The organism is Nocardioides sp., from assembly GCF_016462705.1.
In the GTDB taxonomy this organism is placed as follows: Bacteria; Actinomycetota; Actinomycetes; order Propionibacteriales; family Nocardioidaceae; genus Nocardioides.
In genome coordinates this window covers 1-23758 of record NZ_JAEMSS010000056.1, presented here as the reverse complement: position 1 = coordinate 23758, position 23758 = coordinate 1, and the positions used below count along the sequence as shown (strand labels likewise).

21 protein-coding genes and 1 tRNA gene are annotated in these 23758 nt (G+C 72.1%); 9 read left to right on the top strand and 13 right to left on the bottom strand.

Translation table 11 applies throughout. From position 1 onward, the window contains the following. Positions 1-133 precede the first annotated feature (133 nt). From JHD21_RS09340 to JHD21_RS09310, 7 genes are all read right to left on the bottom strand, one after another. A complete protein-coding gene (locus JHD21_RS09340; RefSeq protein WP_292673878.1) occupies positions 134-1318 on the bottom strand; it encodes a zinc-binding dehydrogenase in 1185 nt (394 codons plus the stop codon). 2 nt (positions 1319-1320) lie between these two features. Further along, positions 1321-3657, bottom strand: a complete 2337-nt coding sequence (locus tag JHD21_RS09335; RefSeq protein WP_292673876.1) for an HAD-IB family hydrolase — start codon at positions 3655-3657, stop codon at positions 1321-1323. A 99-nt stretch (positions 3658-3756) separates the two neighbouring features. Further along, complete coding sequence (locus JHD21_RS09330) at positions 3757-4479, bottom strand: DNA alkylation repair protein (RefSeq protein ID WP_292673873.1); 723 nt, start codon at positions 4477-4479, stop codon at positions 3757-3759. 178 nt (positions 4480-4657) lie between these two features. After that, positions 4658-4729: transfer RNA gene (locus JHD21_RS09325), tRNA-Val, on the bottom strand. A 239-nt stretch (positions 4730-4968) separates the two neighbouring features. After that, positions 4969-5430: a peroxiredoxin gene (locus JHD21_RS09320; protein ID WP_292673871.1), complete on the bottom strand. Its 462-nt coding sequence runs from the start codon at positions 5428-5430 to the stop codon at positions 4969-4971. Then, a complete protein-coding gene (locus JHD21_RS09315) occupies positions 5427-7115 on the bottom strand; it encodes an AMP-binding protein (protein WP_292673868.1) in 1689 nt (562 codons plus the stop codon). Before JHD21_RS09315 ends, JHD21_RS09320 begins: the two co-directional genes overlap by 4 nt. Positions 7116-7147: 32 nt before the next feature. Continuing rightward, a complete protein-coding gene (locus JHD21_RS09310; RefSeq protein ID WP_292673865.1) occupies positions 7148-7564 on the bottom strand; it encodes a DUF3052 domain-containing protein in 417 nt (138 codons plus the stop codon). 174 nt (positions 7565-7738) lie between these two features. Here JHD21_RS09310 and aceE point away from each other — a divergent pair, with 174 nt between their 5' ends. Further along, positions 7739-10531 carry a pyruvate dehydrogenase (acetyl-transferring), homodimeric type gene (gene aceE / locus JHD21_RS09305; RefSeq protein WP_365695761.1) on the top strand — a complete coding sequence of 931 codons (2793 nt, stop codon included), beginning with the start codon at positions 7739-7741 and terminating at the stop codon, positions 10529-10531. 156 nt (positions 10532-10687) lie between these two features. On the opposite strand, the gene JHD21_RS09300 is transcribed toward aceE, so the two are convergent. Further along, complete coding sequence (locus JHD21_RS09300) at positions 10688-11647, bottom strand: alpha/beta fold hydrolase (protein WP_292673864.1); 960 nt, start codon at positions 11645-11647, stop codon at positions 10688-10690. A gap of 171 nt (positions 11648-11818) precedes the next feature. Then, positions 11819-13015 (bottom strand): helix-turn-helix domain-containing protein, encoded by a 1197-nt coding sequence (locus tag JHD21_RS09295; RefSeq protein ID WP_292673862.1) that lies wholly within the window; start codon positions 13013-13015, stop codon positions 11819-11821. Positions 13016-13121: 106 nt separating this feature from the next. Between JHD21_RS09295 and JHD21_RS09290 the strand changes: the two genes are divergently transcribed. From JHD21_RS09290 to JHD21_RS09260, 7 genes are all read left to right on the top strand, one after another. Then, complete coding sequence (locus tag JHD21_RS09290; RefSeq protein WP_292673860.1) at positions 13122-14309, top strand: acyltransferase domain-containing protein; 1188 nt, start codon at positions 13122-13124, stop codon at positions 14307-14309. After that, positions 14309-15325, top strand: coding sequence for a beta-ketoacyl-ACP synthase III (locus tag JHD21_RS09285; protein WP_292673858.1), 1017 nt, complete (start codon positions 14309-14311; stop codon positions 15323-15325). Before JHD21_RS09290 ends, JHD21_RS09285 begins: the two co-directional genes overlap by 1 nt. Before the next feature lie 67 nt (positions 15326-15392). Further along, the gene (locus JHD21_RS09280; RefSeq protein ID WP_292673856.1) at positions 15393-15638 is read left to right on the top strand and encodes an acyl carrier protein; all 246 of its coding nucleotides are present in this window, start codon (positions 15393-15395) and stop codon (positions 15636-15638) included. A gap of 75 nt (positions 15639-15713) precedes the next feature. Beyond that, the gene (locus JHD21_RS09275) at positions 15714-16973 is read left to right on the top strand and encodes a beta-ketoacyl-[acyl-carrier-protein] synthase II (protein ID WP_292673853.1); all 1260 of its coding nucleotides are present in this window, start codon (positions 15714-15716) and stop codon (positions 16971-16973) included. Continuing rightward, positions 16974-18410: a carboxyl transferase domain-containing protein gene (locus JHD21_RS09270; RefSeq protein WP_292673851.1), complete on the top strand. Its 1437-nt coding sequence runs from the start codon at positions 16974-16976 to the stop codon at positions 18408-18410. It begins immediately after the preceding gene. 145 nt (positions 18411-18555) lie between these two features. Further along, positions 18556-18996, top strand: a complete 441-nt coding sequence (locus tag JHD21_RS09265; protein WP_292673849.1) for a hypothetical protein — start codon at positions 18556-18558, stop codon at positions 18994-18996. A gap of 94 nt (positions 18997-19090) precedes the next feature. After that, a complete protein-coding gene (locus JHD21_RS09260; RefSeq protein ID WP_292673846.1) occupies positions 19091-19531 on the top strand; it encodes a hypothetical protein in 441 nt (146 codons plus the stop codon). A gap of 24 nt (positions 19532-19555) precedes the next feature. On the opposite strand, the gene JHD21_RS09255 is transcribed toward JHD21_RS09260, so the two are convergent. The 3 genes from JHD21_RS09255 to JHD21_RS09245 all read right to left on the bottom strand — a co-directional run bounded on the left by JHD21_RS09255 (position 19556) and on the right by JHD21_RS09245 (position 22090). After that, entirely contained in the window at positions 19556-20092 is a 537-nt protein-coding gene (locus tag JHD21_RS09255) for a DUF3145 domain-containing protein (protein ID WP_292673843.1), read from the bottom strand. A 231-nt stretch (positions 20093-20323) separates the two neighbouring features. Continuing rightward, complete coding sequence (locus tag JHD21_RS09250; protein ID WP_292673842.1) at positions 20324-21268, bottom strand: alpha/beta hydrolase; 945 nt, start codon at positions 21266-21268, stop codon at positions 20324-20326. 18 nt (positions 21269-21286) lie between these two features. After that, positions 21287-22090, bottom strand: coding sequence for a protein phosphatase 2C domain-containing protein (locus JHD21_RS09245; RefSeq protein ID WP_292673840.1), 804 nt, complete (start codon positions 22088-22090; stop codon positions 21287-21289). 111 nt (positions 22091-22201) lie between these two features. Here JHD21_RS09245 and JHD21_RS09240 point away from each other — a divergent pair, with 111 nt between their 5' ends. Continuing rightward, positions 22202-22750 carry a hypothetical protein gene (locus JHD21_RS09240; RefSeq protein WP_292673838.1) on the top strand — a complete coding sequence of 183 codons (549 nt, stop codon included), beginning with the start codon at positions 22202-22204 and terminating at the stop codon, positions 22748-22750. A gap of 43 nt (positions 22751-22793) precedes the next feature. Here JHD21_RS09240 and JHD21_RS09235 read toward each other — a convergent pair. Continuing rightward, the coding region (locus tag JHD21_RS09235; RefSeq protein ID WP_292673835.1) for a tetratricopeptide repeat protein at positions 22794-23758 on the bottom strand (965 nt) is incomplete at its 5' end.

Sequence of the window (23758 nt, the reverse complement as noted above, 5' to 3'; positions counted from 1 at the left end):
GCGGGGAGGGACTCGGGCGGGTAGACGACCCGGGTGCCGAGTGGGAACTTGTCCTCCAGCCGGAAGCCGAGCCCCTCGTGCACGACGAGCGGGGGCGTGCGGTCGTCGACCTCCAACACAAAACCTGGGCGACTCACTGTGAACTCCTGGGATCGAAGGCGACCTTGATTGTTCCGAGCCCGCCGGCGGAGTGCGCGTGGTCGAGCGCCTCCCGCCAGCGGTGCAACGGATAGCTGGCGACGGACTTGGCGATCCGGGCGACGGCGTCGTGCGCGACGAGCTCGAGCGCCCGGGGGAACGCGTCGCCGGACGAGGCATACGTCCCGACGAGCTCGAGCTCGCGGAACCACGCCGCGGACAGGTCGGCGGGCGCGGGCATCCCGGACATGACCACCCGGCCACCGGCGCGGGTGGCGTGCAGCGCGGTCTCGAGCGACTGCTTGCTGCCGACCGCGTCGACGGCCACGTCGACGCCGCCGAGGAGGTAGGGCGAGGAGAACTCCGGCTTGAGCTGGAACGCGCCCGTCGAGCGGCGTACCCGGCGCAGCACCTCCCCGGGCGCCACGACCTCGGTGGCGCCCAGCTCGAGCGCGAGCTCGCGCTGGTGGCCGTGCTTGGCGACCACGATGATCTCCCCGGCGGGCGTCAGCTCACGGAGGGCGAGCGTGGCGAACAGCCCGACCGACCCCGCGCCGCTGACGAGGACCCGGTCGTTGGGCTGCACGCCGGCCCGCAGGGCGGTGTGGACCGCGCAGGCGACCGGCTCCACCAGCAGGGCCTGCTCGTCGGAGCAGCCCTCGGGCACGACGTGCATCTGGCTGCGGTGCGCGGCCAGCTGCTGACCCCAGCCGCCGCCGGTGTCCTTGCAGAAGCCGGTCTGCAGGCCCGGCGACAGGTGACCCACGGTGATCCGGCTGCAGCGGTTGGTGGCGCCGAGCGCGCAGTTCTCGCACGGCTCGACACCGCGCACGGCGCAGGTGAGGACCGGGTCGAGCACGACCCGGGTGCCCGCGGGCAGGTCCTCGCAGTCGTCGAGGAGCTCGCCGACCACCTCGTGGCCGGGGACGAAGGGCAGTGACACCACGGCCGAGAAGTAGAGGCTGGTCTTGCCGGACAGCGCACCCAGGTCGGAGCCGCAGATGCCCGACAGCCGGGTGCGGACCCGGGCCCAGCCGGGCCGGTCGGCCTTGGGCGGGTCGATGGTCACCAGGCGCAGCGGCGCGGCGTAGCCGGACAGCAGGCCGGGCATCCGGGCCCCCATCGCCTTGCCGGCGACCGTGCGCGGCAGGGAGCGGAACATCTCGAGGGCGAGCATCATGGTCATCGCCTCGCCGGGTCCAGGCCACGGGTGGCGCCGGTGGGGCTGGCCCAGTCGGCGACGTCCCAGTGCGCGCGCCGGGCATGTCGGTAGAGCGGGATGTCCGGCCGGACCGCGACCGGGTTGCCGATCGCCTCGAGCAGCGGCAGGTCGGAGTGCGAGTCGGCGTAGCCGTAGGACGCCTGCATGTCGATCCCGTGCTCGGCGGCGTAGGACCTCATCCAGGCAGCCCGGGACTCCCCGACCAGCGGGGACGAGGCCAGGTGGCCGGTGCAGATGCCGCGGGAGTCCACGGCGAGGTCGGCGGCCTCGATGTGGTCGAAGAGCGGGCGCAGCGGCCGGGTGAGCGGCCGGATCGCGCCGGTGATCAGCACCGTGTGGTGCCCGGCCGCGCGGTGCTCGCGGATCCGGCGTACGGCGTCGGGCGAGAGCCGCGACAGCACGTGGTCGGTCAGGAAGTCGTCGGCGACGGCGTTGAGGTCGGCGAGCCGGGCGCCCTGGTACTCGCGGTAGATCCCGCGCAGGAAGTCGCTGCGGGAGCGCCGCTCGGCCTGCACCAGGCTGGGCACCTTGGACGCGATCCGGCTCAGCTCGGCCAGCCGCTCCGTGCCGTCGAGCTCCCGCAGCCGGACCCACAGGTAGGTCTCGATCACGTTGGACGAGAGCAGCGTCCCGTCCATGTCGAAGAACGCCGCCACCTGAGGGGCGCCGCCTGCGGCGGACCCCTCGGCTGCGGTCTTCACGCCCCGCAGACCGCTCGAGGTGGACCGCTTGCGCAGCGCCCGGAGCTCGTCGAGGCGCCGCACCGGCGCGGTCACCGCCGGGCAGTGCACCTCGATGAAGTAGTGCGGCCAGTCGATGACCGAGGTGTCGAAGGCGAACGTCGACCGGTCCTCCTCCGACAGCGAGTCGAACAGGGCCATCGTCTGCTTGTCGGAGAACCGCAGCTCGGCGGTGGCGTACTCCATGTAGAGGTCGAGGTAGCGCCGCAGGAACTCCAGCCGGCGGCCCTGCTGGTGCAGCTTGCGCGCCAGCTCGCGAGCCCGGTCGCTGCGCGGCGCGTGCCCCATCGCGTAGTCGGCGACCTTCCAGGCCTTCTCGCTGGTCGACAGCAACCGCTCCACCGAGCGGGCGCCGGGGAACCGCCACTCGGGCAGCCGCGCCGCCCCGCGGTCCCCGGCGGTGAAGGGGTGTCGGTCGAAGTAGGTGCGCACCGAGCTGTAGAGCGTGTTGAAGGTCAGCGGGTTGCGGTCGCCGCTGGACACGTGGAAGTAGCCGACCTCCCCGGGCCGCGGCGGGTGCGCCAGCACCCCGACGATCGCGGCGACGACGTGGTCGACCGGCACGATGTCGACGATGGTGTCCGGCGAGGCGGGGAACTCGGGGAGCTCGCCGCGACCGTAGGCCAGGATCAGCGGCTCGGCCATCTTGAAGCCCTCGATCCAGCCGATGTGCGGCTTCTCGAGCGCGGACTCGATGATGCTCGGCCGGACGATCGAGGCCGTCCGCGGGCCGCTGTACTCGCTCCCTGGCGAATCGGCGGCCCAGCGCTCGACGACCCGCTCCCCCATGGCCTTGGTGAAGGTGTAGCAGTCGGTCCACCCCAGGCTGCGCGCGCGCTCCGTGCCGATCCGCACGAGCTCGTCCTTGACCCACTGCTTCCGGGCCGCCTCGGTGGCGCGGGCGGCGGTGAGGAGGCCGGCCCGGCTGTGCTCCTTCTCCGCCTTCTTGCGCTCCTTGGTGAGCAGGTCGGCGCCGCGGGACCGGTCCTCGACGGCCCGGCGCTGGCCCAGCCCCCAGGCGAGCTCCGTCTCCAGGTCGACGTCGTGGTCGACCGGGGCCTCCGGGATGCTGCCCCGGCGGCGGCCGGCGACGTACGCCGTGGAGATGTGGACGTAGTGGACGTCCTTGCCCGACGCCTCGCGCGCCTGGTCGATGCGGGCGAGCAGGTCCCGCACACCGATCACGTTGGTCGTGAACCCCTCGTCGACGGGCGGGTCGAACGACACGTCCCCCGCGCAGTGCACGACCGCGTCGATGTCCGCGGGCAGCTCCGGCACGTCGGCCAGGTCGCCCTCGACGACCGCGACCCGGTCGCGCATCAGGGCCTCGACGCCACCCGCCGCCTCGACGAGGTCGGCGAAGACCGGCTTCTCGAGCAGCTTCGCCGTCCGGTCGGCGCCGCGGGTCGATCCCTTGGGCCGCACCAGGACGCTGGTGCGCAGGCCGGGCACGTCGCTCAGGATCAGGTGCAGCAGAGCCTCCCCGACGAAGCCGGTCACGCCGGTGAGCAGCACGTGCTGGCCGTCCAGCCGTTGCGCGATAGACCCCTCTGTCACCTGCGCGATGCTGCCACATGCCGTGCCGGTGGTTGAGCCCGGAGCCGCGTCAGCCCCGACCTGGTCGACACCACTCCACGCGCTGGCTGCACTCGCGGCTCAGCCATCGACGGGCCGATGCTTGGTCGCTTCCTTCCGCGACAGCCTCGACAGCCGGTCGCCCAGCCGGTCGACCTGGGCCCAGACCCAGTCGGGGTCGGTCCGCGCGTAGTCGCGAAGGCCCCAGCCGATCCCCTTGCGCAGCCAGAACGACGGGTCCTCCAGGTTGGCCTCGACCGAGCGCAGCAGGAGGTCGCGGTCGGTGTCCGCGCCCCGGCCGACCTGGCAGATCACGGAGGTCCGCCGCAGCCAGACGTCGTCGTCGACCGACCAGGCGTCGATGACCGGGGTCACGACCCCGGGGTGGCCGGCCAGCGTGTCCCGCACCAGGTGGGTCGCGGTCTCGTCGACGACGTCCCACCAGGCGCCGGTCACGACCAGGTGCCGCCAGAGCGGGAGGGACTCCGGGTCGAGCCAGGCCCGGGCCGATCTGTGCCGGGCGACCGCGAGGGCGGCGTACCACTCCTCGCGGTGCGTCGCCCGGTCCCACAGGTCGAGCACCGTCGACTCCCAGTCGGCGCGCGAGCCGGGCTCGTAGGCCCGGAGCAGCGGCCGGAGCAGCAACCGGAGCTCCGGCGAGGTCAGCCCCCGGTAGGGCATGGCGGACTTCATGTAGCGCTGCTGGCCCTCGGCCCGGACCGGGTCTCCCGCGCCCGCGAGTGCGGAGCGGATCCGGTCGGCGAGGTCCGCGCCGGCGTCTGGAGGTGCGGGGGGCGTCACCACCCCCCGCACCCTATTCAGCCAGCCTCCCCCGGCACTCCCCGTGGTCGCCGACCCCTGACGGGCCGACGCCGGCCGTACGGCAGGCGTCGGGTTCCGGTGGGCGGTGCCCGCGTCGGGCCGCCCGTACACGGGGGCGTGAGCGCCGACACGTGGTTTCGCTCGGGGGTGGGTCCTCGCGTGGGCGCAGAGGGGATCGAACCCCCGACCACCTCCTTGTAAGGGAGGTGCTCTACCGCTGAGCTATACGCCCGCTCGGGCGCCGGGACGGCGCCGCGCACACGATACGGCGAGTCGGTCCGGAAGGGCGTACCACCGTGGTCAGAAATGAGTTGAGCCGCTGGCGTCTCGGGTCACCAGCGGCTCAACTCGGGTTACCGTAGCCGCCGCCGAGGGGCCGGACAATCCGAAACACCGCAACTTCGAGCGATGGTCCAGACCATGAAATCGTGGCTTTCCCGGCCTGTTGCCAGGGCGTGGATCACGCGTGGATCAGGCGTACTTCTGGAGCTGCCGGACGTGCTCGTCGAGGTCCCTGGCGGGCCCGTCGCTGTGCACGGACCAGCGCACGACGCCGTCCCGGTCGACGACGTACGACGAGCGGCGCGGGGCGCCGCGGTCCTCGTTGAACACCCCGTAGGCGCGGCTCACCTCGCCGTGCGGCCAGAAGTCCGAGAGCAGCGGGAAGTTGAGCCCGTCGGCGTCGGCGAACGCGCGCAGCGAGTAGACCGGGTCGCAGGAGATCGCGAGCACCTCGGAGCCGAAGGTCATCAGCTCGGCGAGCCGGTCCCGGAGCCCCGCCATCTCGCCGGTGCACACCCCCGAGAAGGCGTAGGGGTAGAAGACGAGCGCGACCGCCTTCTCGCCGCGGTACGCCGCCAGGCTGACGTCCTGGCCGAACTGGTCGCGCAGCGTGAAGTCCGGTGCCACCGAGCCGATCTCGAGCCCGGTCACGCGTCCTGGTCCCCGTCCTGGTCCCCGTCCTGGTCCCCGTCCTGGTCCCCGGCGTTCTCCTCGTCGTGCCGGGCGAGGTCGCGCTTGAGCACCTTGCCGGTCGCGTTGCGAGGCAGCTCGTCGAGGATCACGATGTCGCGGGGCACCTTGAAGCGGGCCAGGTTGTCCTTGACGTGGGACCTGAGCTCGTCCTCCGAGGCGTTCATGCCGTCGCGGAACACGACGAACGCCCGCAGCCGCTTGCCGAAGTCGTCGTCGTCGACCCCCACGGCGGCCACGTCCGCCACGGCCTCGTGCCGGGCGAGACAGTCCTCGACCTCCTTGGGGAAGACGTTCTCGCCACCGGACACGATCATCTCGTCGTCACGGCCCTCGACGTACAGGAGACCGTCCTCGTCGAACCGGCCGACGTCGCCCGACGACATCAGCCCGTCGATCATGTCCTTGTTCCCGCCGCCGGTGTAGCCCTCGAACAGCAGGCTGTTGCCGACGAAGATCCGGCCGGACTCACCCTGTGGCAGCTCCCGGTCGGACTTCTCGTCGAAGATCTTCACGACCGTGGCCCAGGGCGGCTTCCCGGCCGTCGTGGGTGACTTGCGCATGTCGGCGGGCGTCGCGATCGAGGCGTAGGCCACCTCGGTCGAGCCGTAGGTGTTGTAGAGGTTGTCGCCGAAGCGGTCCATCCACGAGATCGCCAGGTCGCCCGGCAGGGCGGAGCCCGACGCGGCCACGACCTCGACCGTGTCGAGCGAGTACTTGTCCAGGGTCTCGTCCGGCAGCGCCAGGATGCGCTGCAGCATCACCGGGATGACCACCATCCCGGAGCACTTGTGCTCGTCGACGGCCGCGAGGGCGGCCTCCGGGTCGAACTTGCGGCGCAGCACCATCGTGTGGCCGAGCAGCAGGGACAGCATCATGTGCGCGAAGCCCCAGGTGTGGAACAGCGGTGCCGCGATGTGCACCGTCCACCCTTGGCGCAGCGGCATCCGGGACAGGAGCGAGATCGCCGCGTCGATGCCGGCCTCGTTGCGGGGAGCGCCCTTCGGCGTCCCGGTCGTCCCCGAGGTCAGGATGATGATCCGGGTGTGGTGGTCCGGCGCCTCGAGCGGTGAGTCGTCCCGCTCGGCCTCGATCAGCGCGTCGAGGGTGTTCTCCGCCGCGCCGTCGGAGTAGGACAGGACCCGCTTGTCGACGTCCGCCTTGTCGAGCATCCCGGTGAACTCCTCGTCGTGGATGACGACGGTGGGGTCCTCCCGCTCCAGCACGTCGACCAGCTGCGGGCCGGAGAACGCGGTGTTGAGGTAGATCAGGTCGGCGCCCAGCTTGGCCGCCGCCACGGTGGCCTCGACGAACCCGCGGTGGTTGCGGGCCATCAGGGCGATGGCATCGCCCTCGCCGACGCCCTGCTTCTGCAGCGCGCGGGCCAGGGCGTTGGTCCGGCGGTCGACCTCGCTGAAGGTGAGGTCACCTCGCTCGTCCACGACCCAGACCTTGTGGGGCACCAGGGTCGCCATCGCGAGGAACCCACCGGCGGGTCCGGTCCCGTACGACTTCAGCAGCGCGGCCGCCTTGGCCAGGGCGACCGGCGAGTAGGGCCGGATGATCCCCGAGCCGGCCAGGACCTTCAGTCCGTAGCCGGCGGACGAGGCGCGGGTCGTCAGCTTGTCGAGCACCGAGGGCAGCACGGTGTGAAGGATGCCACGCGAGGTGGTCGAGGTCAGGAGACGGTCTTGGGGGCGATCAGCCGGGTCGCCGCCCAGTCCTTGCTCACCGCGGCCGTGGTCGTCTGCGCCAGGCCGGCGATCGGGGCCGCCTCGGAGATGTCCGCCGGGTCGACCGAGTTGGGCCGGCCGACCTTGGGAGTGAGCAGCCAGATGGAGCCGCCGCCCACCAGGTCGGTGAGCGCCTCGACGAGGCCGTCGACCAGGTCGCCGTCCTCGTCACGCCACCACAGCAGCACCGCGTCGACGACGTTGCCGTAGTCACCGTCGACCATGTCGGCGTCGATCGCGTCCTCGATCGAGATGCGCAGCTCGTCGTCGGTGTCGTTGTCCCAGCCCAGCTCCTGGACGACCATGCCCGCCGTGAGTCCCAGGCGATCGGCCGCGTTCGCCGCGGCGCCCGTCTGGCTCACTGCGGTTCCCCCTACTCGGTCTCCCGCCCGCGGACCGGGCGGATCTGGGCGATAGTCCATCGGAAGTCCACCCCGCATGCAAGCCGGACCTGCCGTCACACCCCCTCGAAGGGACCCGGTCGGGCTACTTGTCGGTAGGTCGTCGCCCTTCACGGGGAGTGACAGGATGGACGGGTGAGTGATCCTTCCACCCCGTCTTCCCCCACGCGCAGCGTCCCGGTCCCGACTGTGATCCACGAGGGACTCCCGACCCAGCTGCCCGACATCGACCCGGACGAGACCACCGACTGGCTCGACTCGTTCAACCAGCTGATCGACGAGCGGGGCCGCGACCGGGCCCGCTACGTGATGCTCCGGCTGCTCGAGCGGGCCCGCGAGATGAACGTCGGCGTGCCCGCCCTGCGCAGCACCGACTACATCAACACGATCCCGCCCGAGCGCGAGCCCTGGTTCCCCGGTGACGAGGAGATCGAGCGCCGGATCCGGGCCTTCATCAGGTGGAACGCCGCGGTGATGGTGTCCGACGCCAACCGGCCCGGCCTGGAGGTCGGCGGCCACATCGCGACGTACCAGTCGGCGGCGAGCCTCTACGAGGTCGGCTTCAACCACTTCTTCCGCGGCAAGGACCACCCCGGCGGCGGCGACCAGATCTACATCCAGGGCCACGGCTCGCCGGGCATCTACGCCCGCGCGTTCCTGGAGGGGCGGCTCACCGAGGAGCAGCTGCTGCGGTTCCGCCAGGAGGTCCAGCACGGCGTCGGCAAGGGCCTGTCGTCGTACCCGCACCCGCGGCTGATGCCGGAGTTCTGGGAGTTCCCGACGGTCTCCATGGGCCTCACGGGCATCAACTCGATCTACCAGGCGCGGTTCAACCGCTACCTGCAGAACCGCGGCATCAAGGACACCTCGCAGCAGACCGTCTACGCGTTCCTCGGGGACGGCGAGATGGCCGAGCCCGAGTCGCTCGGGGCGATCCGGATCGCGGCCCGCGAGGAGCTCGACAACCTCACCTGGATCATCAACTGCAACCTGCAGCAGCTCGACGGACCGGTCACCGGCAACGGCAAGATCATCCAGGAGCTCGAGGCCAACTTCCGCGGCGCCGGCTGGAACGTCATCAAGGTGATCTGGGGCCGGGAGTGGGACGAGCTGCTCGCCCGTGACGTCGACGGCGTGCTGGTCAACCAGATGAACAAGACGCCCGACGGCGCCTTCCAGACCTACTCGGTCGAGGACGGCGCCTACAACCGCGAGCACTTCTTCGGCGCCGACCCCCGGCTGCGCAAGATGGTCGAGCACATGAGCGACCGGCAGATCGAGAAGCTGCCGCGTGGCGGCCACGACTACCGCAAGGTGTACGCCGCTTTCGACGCCGCGGCCAAGCACACTGGTCAGCCGACCGTGATCCTGGCGCACACCATCAAGGGCTGGACGATCGAGGCGCTCGAGGGCCGCAACGCCACCCACCAGATGAAGAAGCTCAAGCTCGACGACCTCAAGAAGTTCCGCGACCGGCTCTACCTCCCGATGAGCGACCGCGACATCGAGGAGGCCTACGAGTCCTCCGGCACCGCGCCGTTCTTCCACCCGGGTGCGGACTCCCCCGAGATCGACTACATGATGGAGCGCCGCCGTCAGCTGGGCGGGTCGCTCCCCAAGCGGGTGCTCCGGGCCAAGCCGCTCAACCTCCCCGGCTCGTCGATGTACGACGAGCTCAAGCAGGGCTCGGGCAAGAACAAGATCGCCACGACCATGGCGACGGTCCGCCTGCTGAAGGACTGGATGAAGGACCCCGACATCGGGCAGCGGATCGTGCCGATCGCGCCGGACGAGTACCGCACGTTCGGCATGGACTCGATGTTCCCGAGCGCCAAGGTCTACAACCCGGCCGGACAGCTCTACGAGCCGGTCGACCGCAAGCTGCTGCTGTCCTACAAGGAGTCCGCGCAGGGGCAGATGCTGCACGAGGGCATCTCCGAGGCGGGCGCGATGGCCTCCGCGACCGCCGCCGGCTCGGCGTACTCCACGCACGGCGAGCACATGATCCCGTTCTACATCTTCTACTCGATGTTCGGGTTCCAGCGGACCGGCGACTCGATCTGGGCGATGGCCGACCAGCTGGCCCGCGGTTTCCTGATCGGCGCCACCGCCGGGCGCACGACCCTGACCGGCGAGGGCCTGCAGCACGCGGACGGCCACTCGCCGCTGCTGGCAGCGACCAACCCGGCGGTCGTGCACTACGACCCGGCGTTCGCCTACGAGATCGCGCACATCATGGAGTCGGGCCTGGACCGGATGTACGGCGGCAACGAGGCGCACCCGCACGGCGAGGACGTCATCTTCTACCTCACCGTCTACAACGAGCCGGTCCCGCAGCCCAAGGAGCCCGCCGAGGTCGACGTCGAGGGGATCCTCCGTGGCATCCACCAGGTCGCGTCCGCCGAGGGCGACGGGCCGAAGGTGACCCTGATGGCCTCCGGCGTCGGCTTCCCGTGGGTCGAGGAGGCCGCCCGCATCCTGCGCGAGGACTGGGGCGTCGCCGCGGACACCTGGTCGGTCACGTCGTGGAACGAGCTGGCCCGCAACGCCACGGCCGCCGAGGAGTGGAACCTCCTGCACCCCGGCGAGAGCCCGCGCACGGCGTACGTCGCCGACCGGCTCGCCGGGTCACCCGGCCCGTTCGTCGCGGTGTCCGACTGGATGCGCGCGGTGCCGCTGCAGATCGCCCGCTGGGTCCCCGGTGACTACCGGGTCCTCGGCGCCGACGGCTTCGGCTTCGCCGACACCCGGCCCGCCGCCCGCCGTTTCTTCCACATCGACGCCCAGTCGGTCGTGGTCCAGGCGCTCCAGGCGCTCGCCGACGCCGGCGAGATCGACCGCAGCCAGGTCGAGAAGGCGTTCGCGCAGTACCGCATCGACGACCCCACCGCGGTGGCCGACGTCAAGCAGGAGGGCGGGGACGCGTAATTTCTACCCCCGCGAGCTTCGGACCGGCACCCACGACGGACCGCTTGCTCCGCTGCGCGGAGCTTCGCCGTCCACCGTGGGCGACGGTCCGATCGCGGGGCGCGCTCGCTGGCGCTCGCCAGGCTCGCTGCGCTCGCGACGTGTGGTTGCGTTCGCTTAGCTCGCGTCCGAGCGCACAGCGCGGAGCGGGCTGAGCGAGGTGGTGCGCCCGTTCTTGAGCAGCGAGCGGAATCGGGCCCGCGAGTACGTCGCCGGCTCGGTCGAGCGGATGAACTCGTGCACGATCTTGGCGAAGCGCTGCGGGTGGTCCTTGTGCGGGAAGTGGCCGGCGTTGGGGATGACCTCGACCCGGGCCTTGGGCGCGAGCGCGGCGGCGTTGGAGGCGTGCCGCACCGGGATGACCCGGTCGTCGCGGCCCCAGATGACCGCCATCGGCATCTCCTCGGTGAGGTAGGCGCGGTCGGCCATGGTGACGATCTGGCCCTTCCAGTCGACCACGGCGCTGACGACGTGCCGGATGGCGGCGCGGGCGTAGGGATCGCGGAACGAGTCGTAGATCTCGGCCACCTCGTCGAGGTCGCGGGTGGCCTTGAGACCGGTGCGGGACAGCGCCTTCAGCCCGGCCTTGCCGACGTGCCGGATGCCGGGCAGGGTCAGCAGGCCCATCGCCTGGTGGAAACCGGGCGTCGACACCGACCGGATCGCGGCGCTGACCTCCGGTCCGAGGCCGCCCGAGGCCACCAGGATCATCCGCTCGGTGCGCTCGGGGAACTGGTAGGCGAACTGCATCGCGACGCCACCACCGAAGCTGTGACCGACGACGGTGACCTTGTCGATGCCCAGGACCGTGATGAGGTCGCGCATGCCGTTGGCGTAGCCGCCGACGCTGTAGTCCGCGCGCGGCTTGGCCGACATCCCGTGGCCGAGCAGGTCGGGTGCGATCACCGTGTAGCGCCGGGCCAGGGCGTCGATCACCGGCTCCCACGTCGTGTGGTCGCAGCCGAGTCCGTGCAGCAGCAGGAGGGCCGGCCCGGAGCCGACCTTGACGAACGCGCGCCGGTGGCCGTGAAGGGTGACGAACTGGACCTCATGCTCGAGCGGGTGCTGCACCACCATGGTTCGTTCCCCGTCCCTCCGTCGGTGCTTCAAGATCCAACCACATCGATCGGGCCAACGGCAGACCAACCGGACACGAATTGATTGCGAATCCCCTTGTTTCTAGCGGGTTTCTCGGGGATCCGGGCGACAGTACCCCTTGACACGCCGCTGCATGCATGGGAGGAACGGCTACTCGTCCCGGCCCGACTGGCGGCCCAGCACCAAGGCGATCTCGAGCGTGAAGGCGTCCCGGGGGTCACGCGGGTCCAGGCCGGTGAGCTCGGAGACCTGCTTCAGGCGGTAACGCACGGTGTTGGCGTGACAGAACAGCACGCGTGCGGTTCCCTCGATCGAGGCACCGGTGTGCAGCCACGCGCTCAGCGTCTCCGCCAGTGCCCCCCGCGCCTGCACCAGCGGCAGGTAGATCTCCTCGACGAGGTGCCGCCGGGCATGACCGTCGCCGGCCAGCGCCCGTTCGGGCAGCAGCTCGCCACTCAGCACCGGCCGGGGCGCGCCCGGCCAGCCGGCGGCCGCGCGATGCCCCGAGACGGCCGCCCGGGCGGAGACCGACGCGCCGACCAGGTCGTCGGTCACGGGTCCGACCACCACGGGCCCGTCGCCGAACAGGTCCCGCAGCAGGGTGGCGGCGGCCCGGCTGTCGGCGACGCCGCCGAGGATGACCACCAGCCGCTCGCCCTGGACGGCGCAGAGCGCGTCGAGCCCTGCGGTCTGGGCGACCCGACGGACCTCGTCGAACAGGTCCGTGCCGCCGCCCCGCGACGGCGCCTGCCCCAGCACGACCGCCACCCCGCCGCGACCGACCCAGCCGAGCGCGCTCGCCCGCGACAGCACCGTCTCGTCGGCCTCGGCCCGGAGCACCGCGTCGACGACGAGGGCCTCGAGCCGGGCGTCCCAGGCGCCGCGGGCCTCCGCGGCCCGGGCATAGACCTCGGCGGTCGCGAAGGCCACCTCACGTGCGTAGCGGGCCACCGCGGTGCGCACCTCGGGGACGTCCGCCGGGTCGAGCAGCGCGTCGATGTTGCTCTCGACGACCTCGATGGAGAGCTTCACCAGGTCGACGGTCTGCTGCAGCGTGATCACCCCGGCCAGGGCCCGGGGGGCGGCCCCGAACACCGACGACGCGAGTGCCTGGCCCTCGGCGCTGAGCGACCCGGCACCGTCGCGGAACCAGTCGACGAACGCGCGGACGCCGGCCTGCACGATGAGCCCGACCCAGGACCGGTCCTCGGCACTGAGCTCCTTGAACCACGGCAGGTCGGCGTCCATCCGGGCGGTCGCCGCGGTGCTCAGCACCCCGGTCGAGCGGCGCAGCGCGTCGGCCGCGCCCCGCGGCTTCGGCGAGGTCCTGGAGGCGCGGGCGGGCACGTCGACATCCTCGCACGGAATTTGTAGGAACCCTCCAAAGAACCAGGCCTCAGGTTCGTGGGTGCCGGAGCAGAGTCGGGCCGTCGGGTTGGGCAGAGTGGAGCCCGTGTTGGTCATCGTCGCGCCCGGTCAGGGCGCCCAGTCCCCCGGCTTCCTCGCCCCCTGGCTCGAGGACGAGACGTTCCGGGCCCGGTTCGAGTGGCTCTCGACCGTGGCCGACATCGACCTCATCCACTACGGCACGGACGCGGACGCCGACCAGATCCGCGCGACCGAGGTGGCGCAGCCGCTGCTCGTCGCGACCGGCCTGGTCGCCGCGCTCGGGATCTTCCCGCACCCGACCGACGCGTTCGGCAAGGTCGGCGCCGTCGCCGGCCACAGCGTGGGCGAGCTGACCGCAGCTGCGGGCGCGCGGGTGATCACCGCCGAGCAGGCGATGGTCCTGGTCCGGGAGCGCGGCAAGGCGATGGCGGGCGCGGCCGCGGCGACCCCCACCGGGATGACCGCGGTGCTCGGTGGAGACCGGGACGAGGTGCTCGCCGCGATCGACAAGCACGGCCTCACCGCCGCCAACGACAACGGCCCGGGCCAGATCGTCGCGGCCGGGACGATGGAGCAGCTGGCGGCGTTCGCCGAGGAGCCTCCGGCGAAGGCCCGGCTGATGCCGCTGAGCGTGGCCGGCGCCTTCCACACCGAGCACATGTCCCCCGCCGTCGGGCACCTGGCCTCGCTGGCCCGCTCGGTCTCGGTGCACGACCCTCGCACCCGGGTGATCTCCAACCGGGACGGTCGCGTCGTGCACAACGGTGTCGAGGTGCTGAAGCGCATGGTGGGCCAGATCGCCAGCCCCGTCCGCTGGGACCTGTCCATGGACACCATGCTCGACCTGGGCGTCACCGGCTTCCTGGAGATGCCGCCGGCCGGCACGCTCACCGGGATCGCCAAGCGCGCGATGAAGGGTGTCGAGACGTTCGCCCTCAAGAGTCCCGACCAGCTCGACGACGCCCGCGCCTTCTGCGACAAGCACGGGGAGTTCTCCGAGATGGAGAGCTCACCGACGTGGCGGATGGTCGTCGCCCCGTCCAAGGGCACCTTCCACATCTCGGAGGAGGCCGCCGACGCGTCGGTCCTCGCCGCCGGCGCACCGGTGGGCGACGTGGCCAGCACCCGCGACCGGATCAGCGTCATCTCCGACCACGGCGGCCAGGTGGTCGAGTGGCTGGTCGAGGACGGCGACCTGGTCTCCCCCGGTCAGCCCCTGGTCCGCCTGCACCCCGAGGGGGCGACCCACTGATGACCACGACGCCCACCAGCACGCTCAACACCGCCACGGGCGCCACCCACGCGGCCATCCTCGGCATCGGCGCCTACCGCCCGTCCCGGGTGATCCCCAACTCCGAGGTCGTCGAGGCCATCGACTCCAGCGACGAGTGGATCCAGCAGCGGTCCGGGATCAAGCAGCGCCGCTGGGCGACCGCCGAGGAGACCGTGCAGGTCATGAGCGTCGCGGCCGCCCGTAGCGCGCTCGAGCACGCCGGTGTGGACGCCCGGCAGATCGACGCCGTCGTGGTCGCCACGGTCACGCACATGCTGCAGACTCCCGCCGTCGCCACGGCGATCGCGCACGAGCTGGGGACCGACCAGGCGGCGGCGTTCGACATCTCCGCCGCCTGCGCCGGGTTCTGCCACGGGGTCGCGCTCGCCAGCGACATGGTCCGCGGCGGGAGCGCCGGCCACGTCCTGGTGATCGGGGTGGAGCGGCTCTCCGACCTCACCGACGTCGGCGACCGCGGCACCGCGTTCATCTTCGCCGACGGCGCGGGCGCTGCCGTGGTCGGGCCGAGCGACGCCCCGGGCATCGGTCCGGTGGTGTGGGGCTCGGACGGCGAGCAGTTCGACCTGATCAGGCAGCGCGAGGACTGGCGCGACGTGCTGGCCTCCGACCAGCCCGTCATGCCGCACCTGGTCATGCAGGGCAACCCGGTCTTCCGCTGGGCGTCCTACGCGATGGCCAAGATCGGCCAGCAGGCGCTCGACCGCGCGGGCATCACCGTGGACGAGCTGGACTGCTTCGTCCCCCACCAGGCCAACATGCGGATCATCGACGCGATGGCCCGCGCGATGAAGCTTCCCGACACCGTCAGGATCGCCCGCGACATCGCCGAGCAGGGCAACACCTCCGCCGCCTCCATCCCGCTCGCCCTCGACCGGATGATCGCCGAGGGCGACGCCAGGTCCGGGGACACCGCCCTGCTGATCGCCTTCGGCGCCGGCCTCGCGTACGCCGCGCAGGTCGTCACCGTCCCCTAGGCCCACCTGTTTCCACCGCAAGCCCCCGATAACAACCCGCTGCACCCAACCTGAAGGGACACCACCTGTGGCAACCACCGAGGAGATCCGCGCCGACCTCGCCGAGATCGTCAACGAGGTCGCCGGCATCGACGCCGACGACGTCCAGCTCGACAAGTCCTTCGTCGACGACCTCGACGTGGACTCGCTGTCGATGGTCGAGGTCGTCGTCGCCGCCGAGGAGAAGTTCGGCGTGTCCATCCCCGATGACGAGGTGAAGAACCTCAAGACCGTCGGCGACGCCGTCGCCTTCATCGAGCGCGCCCAGGGCTGACCGACCCGGACCGATCGCGCGCTGCTCCAAGGGGACGGCCAACCTGCTCCCCTCGTCACGCCAGGAGGCACCACCATGAAACGCACCCGTGTCGTCGTCACCGGACTGGGCACGACCAGCCCGGTCGGCGGTGACGTCCCCTCGACCTGGGACGCCCTCGTCAACGGCCGCTCGGGCGTCCGCTACCTGGACGACGACTGGGCCGCGGAGATGCCGGTCCGGATCGCCGGCCGCATCGCCGTGGAGCCCAGCGAGGTGCTCGAACGGGTCAAGGCCCGCCGTCTGGACCGCTCCTCCCAGTTCGCCATGGTCGCGGCCATGGAGGCCTGGGCGGACGCGGGCCTGGCGGAGGTGCAGGACCAGCTGGAGAGCGAGCGGGTCGGCGTGGCGATGGCCTCCGGCATCGGCGGCGTGACGACCCTGCTCGACAACTACGACGCGCTGAAGGAGAAGGGTCCTCGCCGGGTCTCCCCCCTCGCCGTCCCGATGCTGATGCCCAACGCCCCCGCCGCGCAGATCAGCCTGTACGTCGGGGCGCGGGCAGCCGTGAACACGCCGGTCTCCGCGTGTGCGTCGGGCAACGAGGCGATCGCGCTGGCCATCGACCAGATCCGGCTCGGCCGGGCCGACGTCGTCGTGGCCGGCGGCACGGAGGCGGCCATCCACCCCCTCCCGATGGCGGCGTTCGCCAACATGATGGCGCTGTCGAAGAAGACGTCCGGGGAGGACGGTGGCGATCCCACGACGGTCTCGCGTCCGTGGGACGTCGACCGCGACGGGTTCGTCCTCGGTGAGGGTGCCGGCGTCCTGGTCCTCGAGTCCGAGGAGCACGCGCTGGCCCGCGGGGCGCGGATCTATGCCGAGGTGCTCGGCGCCGGGATCACCGCCGACGCCCACGACATCGCCCAGCCCGACCCCGCCGGCCGCGGTGGCTCACGCGCGATCCTGCGCGCCCTCGCCGAGGCCGAGATCGGTCCCGACTCGATCTTCCACGTCAACGCGCACGCCACCTCGACCCCGCAGGGCGACATCGCCGAGGGCCTGATGCTGCACGCCACCCTGGGCGCGCACGTGGGCCAGGTCGTCGTCACCAGCACCAAGTCGATGACCGGGCACCTGCTCGGTGGTGCGGGCGCGCTCGAGGCGGTCGCGGTGGTCAAGGCGATCGAGACCCGCACGGTCCCGCCGACGATCAACCTGGACAACCAGGACCCCGAGGTGGACCTCGACATCGCCACCAAGGCCCGCGACCTGCCGGTGGGCGACATCGCGGCCCTCAACAACTCCTTCGGGTTCGGCGGCGCCAACGTCGCGGTCGCCTTCGGGAGCCGCTGAATGACGACCACGGCCGCACCCCCGGCCAAGCCGAAGGTCCCCCGCGAGGAGGACCCGCGCCACCCGGTCAAGCGCCTGGCCGCGCTGGTCGACGAGGGCACGCTCGAGCTGATCACCCCGGACGACGACTCGGGCATGCTCGCCGCGGTCGGCAAGATCGAGGGCTCGCCCGTCGTGGCGTTCTGCTCCGACGCCACCGTCATGGGCGGCGCCATGGGCGACGTCGGCTGCCGGGTGGTGGTCGACGCCTACCACCGGGCGATGACCGACGGTGTCCCGATCATCGGGCTGTGGCACTCCGGCGGCGCGCGGCTGGCCGAGGGCGTGCTCTCCCTGCACGCCGTGGGCAGGATCTTCCAGGCGATGACCCAGGCCTCGGGCAAGATCCCCCAGGTCTCCGTCGTCCTCGGCCCGGCCGCCGGCGGCGCGGCCTACGGCCCCGCCCTCACCGACATCGTCATCCTCGGACCCGAGGGCCGGATCTTCGTGACCGGTCCGGACGTCGTCCGCTCGGTCACCGGCGAGGACGTCGACATGCTGCGGCTCGGCGGGCCCGAGCCGCACGGGCGACGGTCCGGCGTCGTGCACATCCTCACCGAGACCGAGCAGGAGGCGCTGGCCCGGGCCCGTACCGTGACGGCGCTGCTGGGTGCGCAGGGCAGCCTCCGCGTCGACGAGGTCACCGACATCGATCTCGGCGCGATCCTGCCGGAGTCCAAGAAGCGCGCCTACGACGTGCACCCGCTCGTCGAGGCGGTCCTCGACGAGGGCACGATGCAGGAGATCCACGCGAAGTGGGCGCCCAACATCGTCACCGCCCTCGGTCGGTTCGGCGGCCGCACCGTCGGCGTGGTCGCCAACAACCCGCTGCGTCTCGGCGGCTGCCTCGACTCGCTGTCCGCCGAGAAGGCCTCCCGCTTCGTCCGGATGTGCGACGCGTTCGGCGTCCCGCTGGTCGTGCTCGTCGACGTGCCCGGCTACCTGCCCGGCGTCGGCCAGGAGTGGGACGGCGTGGTCCGCCGCGGCGCGAAGCTGCTGCACGCGTTCGGTGAGTGCGTGGTCCCGCGGGTCACGCTGGTGACCCGGAAGACGTACGGCGGCGCCTACATCGCCATGAACGCGCGCTCCCTCGGCGCCACGAAGGTGTTCGCCTGGCCGGGGGCCGAGGTCGCCGTCATGGGCGCCGTCGCCGCGGTGCGCATCCTGCACCGCCGCAAGCTCTCCGACGTCTCCCCCGAGATCCGCCCGAAGGTCGAGGCCGAGCTGGCCGCCGAGCACGAGCGCCTCGCCGGGGGCGTCGAGCGGGCCGTCGAGATCGGCGTCGTCGACGAGATCGTGGAGCCCAGCGCCACCCGGTCGGCGATCGCCCGCGCGATCGACGACGCCGTCCAGACCGTCGGCGTCCGCAAGGGCGACCACGGGAACATCCCGCTATGAGCGACGCGAGCGCAGCGAGCAAGCGAAGGCGGTGGTCGAGGAGGGCGCTCTGCGCCCGTCTCGAGACCGCGTAAGCCGTCGCTGGGTCGTAACTGAGAGGGATGCCCCTCGTTGGACCGAGAGACGTCGGTCACAGGGAGGCCCCATGTCCCACACCGCGCGCGGAGCCGCACTGGCCCTCGTGGTGAGCCTGCTCGTGGGCGGCGTCGGCCTGGCGCCGCCGGCCCGCGCCATGGAGACCGCGCCCGAGGTGCATCCCGAGTGGGGCAGTACCTCCGCGGACAACGGGGTGCTCAAGCGCAGGTGCCGCAACTACGCGTACCGCTACCAGCTCACCCCGCCCCAGGGCGACTGGGCGTTGGAGACGTTCCTCATCGGTCCGGGCGGCACCCCCCTGGGATCGGGGGCCATGGCCATCGGGACCGACCCCGCCGCGGGCGTGGACAGGTTCCGGATCTGCCGGCCGTCGACACGCCCCGGCGTCTTCAGGATCCGTGCCCTCCTCTCCGTCCAGGACTCGAGCGGCGACGACTACGTCAGCGGCTGGCTGCCCGTGACCAAGTTCCGGCTGCGCGCGCGGCGATGACGCCGCCCGCCGCGGCGGCGTGGGCATGGTCACGTGCGCCTGCCCCTAGCGGCGCGGGACTTCCCTCGTTGCTCCTGTGACGAGGGAGATGCGAGTGAGAGACCGACGAGAACGACGCGCGAGGACCCGGATCGGGCTGATCGGCCTGGTCGCGGTGGTCGCGGGCACGCTGCTGCCGGCCGGTACAGCCGCCGCGGTGGAGAGCAAGCCCGAGTGGGGGTCCGTGAGCGTCGAGAACGGCGTGCTGAAGCGGTCGTGCCGCAACTACCCCTACACCTACGCCGTCACCGTGCCCGAGCAGGGCCTGTGGGACCTCAACGTCAGCCTGGTCGGTCCCGGCGGACGGGTGGTCTGGTTCGGCTACCTCACCGAGGGCGCCAACCCGGAGCAGGGCACCGCGACGTTCCGGCTGTGCCGGTCCAAGACGAAGCCCGGCCGCTACCGGCTCGAGGCCGTCGTGTCGGTGCAGGACAACAACGAGAACACCGCCGGGAGCCTGGACCCGGTGAGCTTCCGGCTGCGGAAGCCACGCTGAGTCAACTGCCGGCCAGACGACCCTTCAGACGACCTGGTGCAGCCAGCGCACCGGCGCGCCCTCGCCGGCGTGCCGGAAGGTCTCCAGCTCGTCGTCCCAGGGCTTGCCGAGCAGCTTGTCGATCTCGCTGAGGAGCGTGGTGTCGCCCAGCGCGGCCTTGACCACCGCGGCCTTGAGCCGGTCCTCGGGGATCAGGATGTCGCCGTGTACGCCGGTCACGGCGTGGAAGACCCCGAGCTCGGGGGTGTAGGAGAAGCGGGTGCCCTCGCTGCCGGGGGTCGGGTCCTCGGTGACCTCGAAGCGCAGGTGGTTCCAGCCGCGCAGGGCGGAGGCGATGGCGGCCGCGGTGCCGGGCTGGCCGGCCCAGGACAGCTCCGTGCGGTAGGTGCCCGCCTGGGCCGCCTGGGGGATCCACTGGGCGTGCACGGGCGCGTCGAGGACGCCGCCCACGGCCCACTCGACGTGGGGGCACAGCGCGGACGGCGCCGAGTGGATGAAGAGCACGCCACGCGTGCTGCGCTCGGCCGCTCGGACGTCGCCAGTCAGTCGGTTCGCGGTCACGTCGATCTCCTTCACCTCAAGGTCGCGAAGTGCGCCTTCCCCAGCGACTTCTCCATGAGATGACGGGTCCCGTAATGACACGCCTGTAGTTGTGTCCCCCATTGTGACCCATGGGGCCCGTGAGCACCAGTGGTTGGCCGGCTGGATACCCCGCGAGCTTCGGCCTCGCGGGCGCGCTCGCTCCGCTCGCGTATTCGAGCGTCCGTTGCTCGGAGCCGTCGTGCGTCTCGCCTACCCGCTGGGTATCTCACGGCGCTTGGCGGCTCTGGCGCGGGTACGCCGCGGCCCCAGCTCCATCAGCGTCGAGATGACGTCCTCGGCGATGCCCAGCCCACCGAGGTGGCTCTCGCCGTCGATCGTGGTGAGCGTGGCGTCCGGGAGCAGGCCGACCACGTGCTCACCGTGCCGGAAGGGGACGATGTGGTCGTCGTCGCCGTGCCACCAGCGCACCGGGACGGAGACGTCCGCCGGGCTGAACCCCCAGTGCCGGGTGAACAGCAGCAGGTCGTTGATCGGCGCGGAGGTCTGGAACCGGCTGCCGTTCAAGAGGTCGTCGAGGAACATCGCCTTGAACTCCGGCCGGGACAGCAGGTTCTTGTCGCCCGGCGGCTGGAACGCCGCGTACAGATCGAGGCCGGTGCCCGCGAACGGCTTCACCAGCCGGATCGCCTGGGTGAGCGCGATGCCGAGGGGCACCCGGGCGACCCGGAGCAACGGCGCCAGGTGCACCGCGAGCTGGATGATCCCGCCGTCGGCGGCGTCCGGGCCGGTCGTCGGTGCCACACCGCCGAGGACGCCGACGCCGTGCACCCGGTGGGGCAGGTTGGCGCCGGCCGCGAGGACGTAGGGACCGCCGCCGGACAGGCCGATGAGCCGACACGTGTCGATCGCCAAGGCGTCCATCAGCAGCTCGAGGTCGCCGGTCCAGTCGCTGATGCTGTCGTAGAGGTGCGGGGTCGACGACCCGATGCCCGGTCGGTCGATGCCGATGATCCGCACGTCGTTGGCCAGCGCGGAGGCACGCACCTCGAGCGGGATCTGCCGGCGAGCCCCCGGCGTACCGTGCATCCACACGATCGCAGCGCCCCGCGGAGAGCCGTACTCGGCGAAGCTCAACCGGCGCCCGTCGCGGACGGCGACGGTGCCCTCGAGGGCAGGACGCTCGACGTTCCTCACGGGGAGGAGTCTGGCACGTCAGGCGAGTCGGATGGCGGCTGCGTCGACGACGTTGCGCGGGTCGGAGACCGCGCCGAGCAGCCGCCCGTCGCCGACCACCCGCGGCCCGTCGATCACGTCCACGACCACGCAGGTGACGTTGTCCTTGCCCCCGGCGCCCAGCGCCGCCGCGGTCAGCTCGGCCGCCGCCTCCTCGGGGTCCTGCGCACGCAGCACCGCGGCGATCCGGGCGTCGTCGACGAGGTCGGTGAGACCGTCGCTGCAGAGCATCAGGCGGTCCCCGATCCGCACGTCGAGACGCGTGGTGTCGAGCCCCGACCCCTCGGGGTCGCCGTCCACCGAGCGCAGCACGACGTTGCGCCAGGGGTGCGTGGCCCGCTCCTGGTCCGACAGCCGCCCGGTCTCCACCAGGTGCTGGACGTAGGTGTGGTCGGTCGTGATCTGCCGCAGCTCTCCGGCCCGCAGGAGGTAGGCCCGCGAGTCCCCCACGTGGCCCAGCACCACGGTGCGGCCGTCGGTGACCACCACGGTGAGGGTCGTCGCCATCCCGAGCCTGTTGAGGTCCCGCTGCACCCCGAGCCGGACGTTGTCGCGAGCGGCGGCGAACGCCTCGGTCACCACCCGTACGGCGTCGACCCCCGGTCGCTGCAGGGCGATCGCCGCCACGGCGTACGCCGCGGTGGCCGAGGCGATCTCACCGGCGGCCGCTCCCCCGACGCCGTCGGCGACGAGCGCGACGTAGGGCGCCACGAAGCCGGAGTCCTCGTTGGACGCGCGGACCAGACCGACGTCGCTGACGCCTGCCCCGGAGAACCGCAGCATGGTGCCTCCTCTCGCCCGAGACGGCAGGGTGCTGCCTGGAAGTGAAACCTCCGGCACCCGGCGAGGTCAAGACGGCACGCGCCGGGGCCACCCCCCACTACCGTGGCCCGCATGACGTCGGACACCTCCGGCGCACACGGGGACGACGCGCTGCCGGACCGTCTCCGGGTGCGCCGACGCTCGCCGTGGCTGGTGCGGGTGGCGGCGCTCGCCGGACTCGCGGTCGTCGCCACGACGGTCGGCTACGTCGCGACCCATCCCGACGACCTGCCGACCTCCGACGCCCGGGTGGCGGCCTCCACGCCGGTGGGACAGCCGGTCTACGTCGGCGTGTTCCAGGCGGACGCCGGCTTCGACCGGACCCTGGAGGTCCGCGGCATCAAGGTCTTCGCGGAGTCGACGGTCCCGGTGACGATCACCCCGCACCTGTGCCGGGGCGGGTCGGTCGGCGTGACCAGCGAGCCGGACCTGTTCTGCTCCGAGCTCGTCGGCACCGAGGGAGTGACGATGACCGCCGGCGACGAGGTCGTCCTCGAGGTGAGCGCCGAGCAGCCGGGGACGGTCAGCATCGAACGGATCCGGGTCGCCTACCGCGACGGGCTCCAGTGGGCCACGCAGTTCGCCGGCTCCCCGGCCGTCGTGACCATCCTCAGCCGCTGACCCGAAGGGAGCCGGAGCGAGCCGGCCACCGCCGCCAGAGGGGTCAGTCGTTCATCCGCTTCTCGAGCGCCTCGGCCCGGTCGGCGGCGTCGGTGAGCTGCTCACCGTCGATCGCGTCGGTGCGGTGGAACCACGCCAGGGCGTCCGCCTCCCGGCCGGCCGCCTCGAGCGTGTCCGCGTAGGCGTAGCGCAGCCGCACGACCCACGACTCGCGCGACTTGGAGGTGAGCGGCGCCAGCTCCAGGGTGCGCAGCGCGGCGTCCAGCTGGCCCATGTCCCGCCGGGCACCGGCCTCGACGATGGTCATCTCCGCCTTCGCCGCCGCCGGGAACCCGGCCACGGAAGGGCTCTTCGCGAGCTTGATCGCCTGCTCGGGCTGGCCGAGCGCGCGGTGGCAGTCGGCCATCATCGGCAGGTAGGCGGTCACGCCGTTCATCCGCTTCGCGGCGCGCAGGTCGGCCAGCGCCTCGGCGTAGTGGCCGGACGCGTACGCCGCCTCGCCGGCCGCCTCCCGGACGACGGCCAGCCGGGGCGCGCGGGCCCGGGCGGCCAGGGTGTGCCGGTAGGCGGTCTCGGGGTCCTCGTCGATGAGCAGGCCGGCGGCGGCCAGGTGGCGAGCAACCCGGGACGCGAGCTTCTCCGGCAGGCCCTTGAGCTGGGACGACACCGAACGGTCGAGCTCGGCTCCGGTGACGTCCTCGGGCAGGTCGGGGCCGTCGTACTCCTGCTGGTCCTTGGTGCGCGGACCCTGGTCGTCGCGGGACCGCTTCCAGTCGCCGGAGCGGGCCGGCCGGTCGCCGCGGTCGTTGCGGTCGGTTCGCCGGGGTCCGGACGAGCGGCCGGCACCGTCGCGGGCGGGCTTGCCGCCGTCGCGCACGGGCTTCCCGCTCGACGGCCCACCGGACCGCGCCGGAGGCTTGCCACCGGACCGAGCAGGCGGCTTGCCACCGCTGCGGGGCGCGGAGCCCTTCGGGCCGCCACGCTGACCACCCTGGGCGGGACGGGAGG

Excerpts from the sequence above, each read along its gene's own strand:
- JHD21_RS09340 (WP_292673878.1), bottom strand. The coding sequence starts at position 1,318 with ATGATGCTCGCCCTCGAGATGTTCCGCTCCCTGCCGCGCACGGTCGCC.
- JHD21_RS09300 (WP_292673864.1), bottom strand. The coding sequence starts at position 11,647 with ATGGTGGTGCAGCACCCGCTCGAGCATGAGGTCCAGTTCGTCACCCTT.
- JHD21_RS09285 (WP_292673858.1), top strand. The coding sequence starts at position 14,309 with ATGACCACGACGCCCACCAGCACGCTCAACACCGCCACGGGCGCCACC.
- JHD21_RS09275 (WP_292673853.1), top strand. The coding sequence starts at position 15,714 with ATGAAACGCACCCGTGTCGTCGTCACCGGACTGGGCACGACCAGCCCG.
- JHD21_RS09270 (WP_292673851.1), top strand. The coding sequence starts at position 16,974 with ATGACGACCACGGCCGCACCCCCGGCCAAGCCGAAGGTCCCCCGCGAG.
- JHD21_RS09265 (WP_292673849.1), top strand. The coding sequence starts at position 18,556 with ATGTCCCACACCGCGCGCGGAGCCGCACTGGCCCTCGTGGTGAGCCTG.
- JHD21_RS09245 (WP_292673840.1), bottom strand. The coding sequence starts at position 22,090 with ATGCTGCGGTTCTCCGGGGCAGGCGTCAGCGACGTCGGTCTGGTCCGC.
- JHD21_RS09240 (WP_292673838.1), top strand. The coding sequence starts at position 22,202 with ATGACGTCGGACACCTCCGGCGCACACGGGGACGACGCGCTGCCGGAC.